We start from the raw sequence: 4,570 nt of genomic DNA, 5'->3' as shown, positions 1-4,570 counted from the left end.
CTTGTATGTAGGGGCGGGTGCCCACACCCGCCCGCAGGCCATCCGGCAGGACAAAGCCCTCGCGTTCGGCTGTGTGCCGGACGCAGGGGATTTGCCTGTGCCGGGAGGAGATGGGACGAATATGGCAAATTATACGGAATATTACCACCTGCACCAGTGGGAGCCGGAGGATAGCTTCCTGCGGACGGATTTTAATGAGGACTTCCGAAGGATTGCGGCCGCACTCCAGGAAAAGCTGGGACAGGCCGACCGGGCGGAGTTGGCCGCCGCAGCGGCGGAAAAGGCAAAGCTTTATTGCGGCGCGTTCCTGGGAAATGGGACGAGTCAGAGCATCCCGCTGGGGTTCCGGCCCTCGGCTGTGCTGCTTCCGGGCCGCTCCGGGCTGCTGCTGGCAAGCCGGCAGACGGCGGCAGGTGCGATTGAGATTATCCAGCAGGGGTTTCGGGTAGTCCATGAAGATGGGGCGATCGACCGGATCAACGAGTCGGGAAAGACCTATCCATATCTGGCGTTTCTGGAGGGCCAGATACCATAAAAAGTTCCCCGGGCCGTTGGCCCGGGGAACTTTTTAAAATATGGGGAGATTACTGAACCTGATCAAAAGTAATAACCAGCTTCAGGCTGCCATCAGAGACAGTGGCCGACGTGGCCTTGCCATTAGTAACAGTCAGGCTGCTATAATCGCCGGACTCGCCAAAAGCAAATCCATCCTTAGCAGTAAGCGTGACGGTGGCACGATAGAACTTCTGCTCAAAGTTTCCGGTTGCACTGGCCCAGCCGGAACTTCCGTCATCACTCTTTTCCCAAATAAGAGTACCAATCTCGACCTTGCTGCTAGAAGCGCTGTCCGTCAGAGCAGCATCGGCAATGGTGGCACCGTTCGTCGGAGCGGTAATGGAAAGGTTCATATCAGCCGCGCTAATCTTGACGCTCACAGTGCACTCGGTGCTCTTCGTCTGGGCAGTCTTGTCGCCATTCACATCGTCCTTGGTGTTGGTGGCGATAACATAGTACTTCCCAGCCTCAGTGGGGGTGTAGGACTCGCCAGTCTCACCGGAGAGGGGCATGCCGTCCTTATACCACTGGTAGGACACAGTGCCCTTGTCGGCCACGCTGGCCTTGACTGTCAGCTTGTCACCGACATAGCCGGTGGACTTCAGATCAGTGTCAAACGTGGGCTTCGCGGCATCCACCTTGGTGCCAACGTTGCAGGTGGCGCTCTTGGTGGTAGCGGTCAGGCTGTTGCGGGTATTGGTGACGACCACGTAGTACTCACCGGCGTCGTTGGCCGTATAGGTGGCGCTGTTGGAGCCAACCACGGAATCGTTGTTGCCGGACACCTTGTGCCACTCGTAGGACAGGGCGCCCTTGTCGGGGGCGTTAGCCACGACCTTCAGCTCCGTGCCGGTGACGGCAGTGGTGGTCAGGTCGGTGGTGATCACAGGGGCCTTGGGGTTGGCAAAGGCGATCTTGTAGTAGACCATGCCCTTGTTGGTGTCGACGCCGACATACATAGCGCTGGTCACAACGGGATAGGGGTTAGTGGCAACCAGCTTGTAGGTGCCGAACACCTCTTCGTAGACGCCCTTCACATTGCCCTGCAGGGCGTTGACCAGAACGTCGGCGGTCAGTTTGCTCTGGGCGGTGGTGACACTGCCGGAGGTGCTGGCAGCCATGTCGTTGGTCAGGGTGATGGTCTGGTTGCTGATGTCGCTGATCATGGTCTCGTTGCTGGTGGAGATCACACCGTCGGACAGGGAGCCGGTACCGTGATCCGGCACCTCAGTGCCGTCCAGGACGCTCTTGATGTACGCGGCGCGGACCGTGTTCTCGTCGGCATCCAGAACCAGGACGGTCTCCTTCGCAACGCCGGTGGAGAAAGCGCCGGCGGGAGCGTTGGTACCAGCGGACACGTCCTCCACGTTCCAGATATTCTTGTCGTAGGAGTAGCTGTCAACCAGCTTGGTGAGCTTCTTGTCGCTGTAGACAGCCACGGTGCCGTCGTTGAGCTTCACGGCATAGCCGGTCAGAACGTGGGTGCCGCTGCTGCCGGGGGCAGTCAGATCCGCCACGCCCTCGCCGTTCACGGTGTAGGCATAGGCAGTCTCAAAGTCGCTGTTGCCCTTGAACAGGGAGTCGTAGTCGGAGCGGGTGAGCTTCAGGGTGGAGGCGGTGCCGTCCATCAGAAGCACGTTCAGGGTCACATAGCCGGAGGAGCTGCTGGTGCGGCCCAGGACATAGGCGTAGTCCTTCTCGGCGGCCACGCCCTCAGCGTCGAACAGAACCACGTCGGTCAGATTGGCCTTGGTGGTCTGGGCCACAAAAGCGGTGTTCTTGTCTACGTTAGACATCTTGTCGTAGCCGATGGCCACGCCGTACTTGTCCTCGCCGTTCACGGTCGTGAAGTAGAAGGCCACGGTGTTCTTGTCCACGGCCACCTGACTGCTGGTGCCGTACTTGATGCGGGCAGCGCCGGTATCATAGTCGGCAGCAAGGGTGCTCTTCACGTTGGCGGGGCTGTAGTGGTCATCCGCGTTGGCATGGTTGTCGCCCACGATGGACTTGATGGTCAGAACATCCTTGTCGTTGAGGCTGTACTCAATGACATAGCCGGCAGCGAAACCGGACTGGTGCTGCTTGCTGGAGTAGTGAACGTCACCGCTGAAGGGCAGCGTGCCATCAGGCTTGGTGGTGGTGTTGTCCTGAACGGAGGAGCCCAGGAAGCCCTTCAGCTCCTCAATGCCGTTGTCCTTCTGCTGAGAGGAGGTCAGCTTGGGGAAGAGCTGCTCGCCCACGTTCTGCGCGGAGGCATCGAAGTTCAGGGTGTAAAGCTTCTCGGTGCCATCGGCCAGCAGAACCTTCACTTCGCCGGTGGGGTTGGAGTTGGTGCGGCCCGGATCGTAGCCGGAATCCAGGATCAGGGCATAGTCGCCCACGCCCTTGGAGGAGGGACGGTAAGCGATCACGTTGTCATTGGAGTCGAGGATGAAGTCGTAGTCGATGTCAAAGTCCACGCCGTCCTTGGTGCCGCAGTCCAGCACGTTGAACTCGTAGGTGTTGTCGGCCGCATCCGCCGCAAACAGGATGTAAGAGGGGTGGTACTCGGTGCCGCCCACGGTGATGGTCTGCTCCTTGGTCTTGCTGGAGGAGTAGGACTCCATCTGGCCGGTCACAACGTTGGGGGTGGAGACATGGTACTTGCCGCCGTAAGAGGCAACCAGAACCAGATCGCCCTCAGACAGGTTGGCGTCGGTCACGATGTTCTCGTTGTCGATGGCCTTGTTCTTGTTGAAGGCGTTCAGAGTGGTGGTCTCCTTGGAGTCGCTCTTGGCGATGACCTGGGTCAGAGTCTCCTGCAGGTACAGGACGTACTCAACAATACCGTCGCCGTCGTTGTCGATGGCGGTCATCTCCACGCCGTAGGCATTGGTCTTGCCGTTGACGTTGGTGAAGCGGCCGGTCTTGGCGTCAAAGCCCAGCGCCTTAGTGGCGTCGGCCTCGCTGTCCATCACACCGTAGTTGACATAGTAGGCGGTGTCCTTGTCGGTGGACAGGCCGGTGCCCTTCAGGAAGTCCTTCATGGTGTCCTGCGTGTCAGCGGTGGTCTTGACCACGTTGCTGGCATCATCGAGGTACACGCCCAGCACGGTGGAGTTGGAGAGAACGGTGGTCTTCTTGGCGTACATGGTCACGGTCTTGCCCAGCATGTCGGCAGTGGTGGACACGTTGAACACGACCTGGCCCTTCACCTCTTCGTACTCGCCGGTGGTGGTGTTGGAGGTAGTGGAGGCGTAGACCTTCACGTTCTCCATGGTGGTCTTGCCCTTGGCGGAGGCAAAGTCGCTGTCGGTGTTGTTCAGCGCGGCCTCCTCGTTGGAGACAACCACGCCCTCAATCTTGTAAACACCGTACTTGGCGCTCAGCAGGGTGCGGTGGTCGGTGAAGGCGATGGCATAGCCGTTCTCGTACTTCTGAATCATCTCGATGTCCAGAGCGTTGTAGATCAGCAGCGCCGCGTTGTCGCGGGTCAGAGGATCAGAGGTAGCTACACTCAGGTTGTCAAAGATGCCCAGGGTAGAGGCCAGAGAGGCGGTCTTGATGGCCCAGTCGGCACCGGTCAGGCCCTCGAGCTGCGCGTCGTAGCCGGCGGCCACCAGCAGCATCTTGGCGGCCTCGTTGCCGGTAACGGTAGCGGCGGGGTCAAACTTGCCGTTGCCGCGGCCGGCGATGATGCCCAGGCTGTAGCAGTAGTTGATGTAGCTCTCAGCCCAGTGGCCCTTCACGTCGGTCAGGCCGGTGTTCATCCCGACATACAGGCCGTCCACATCGGCGCCCTGATTCAGGACGGTGGCGATCATCTTCGCCATCTCGGCACGGGTCACGTTGCCGGTGGGGTCAAAGTAAGACCCGTCTTCCTTGCCGTTGATCACGCCCAGAGTAGTGAGCATGGAAACGGCATCCTTGTTGACGACTTTGTCCTTGTCGGAAAAGTCGTCGAGGCCCGTAGCGCTGGCGGAGACAACCATCATGCCGATGAGCATGATCGCCGCCAGAGCCAGGCTGAGAGCCC

The 4,570-nt window shown here is 59.7% G+C and carries 2 protein-coding genes; one reads left to right on the top strand and one right to left on the bottom strand.

From position 1 onward, the window contains the following. Positions 1-121: 121 nt before the first annotated feature. On the top strand, positions 122-535 hold the full coding sequence (locus HMPREF0372_RS16000) for a hypothetical protein (protein ID WP_024725101.1): 414 nt from the start codon (positions 122-124) through the stop codon (positions 533-535). A gap of 49 nt (positions 536-584) precedes the next feature. Here the strand turns inward: HMPREF0372_RS16000 and HMPREF0372_RS15995 are convergent. After that, the coding region (locus HMPREF0372_RS15995; protein ID WP_007494745.1) for an S-layer homology domain-containing protein at positions 585-4,570 on the bottom strand (3,986 nt) is incomplete at its 5' end.

The sequence above is a fragment of the Flavonifractor plautii ATCC 29863 genome (genome assembly GCF_000239295.1).
In the GTDB taxonomy this organism is placed as follows: Bacteria; Bacillota; Clostridia; order Oscillospirales; family Oscillospiraceae; genus Flavonifractor; species Flavonifractor plautii.
Note: the sequence above shows the minus strand (reverse complement) of the source record. Positions and strands in the feature narration are given on the sequence as shown.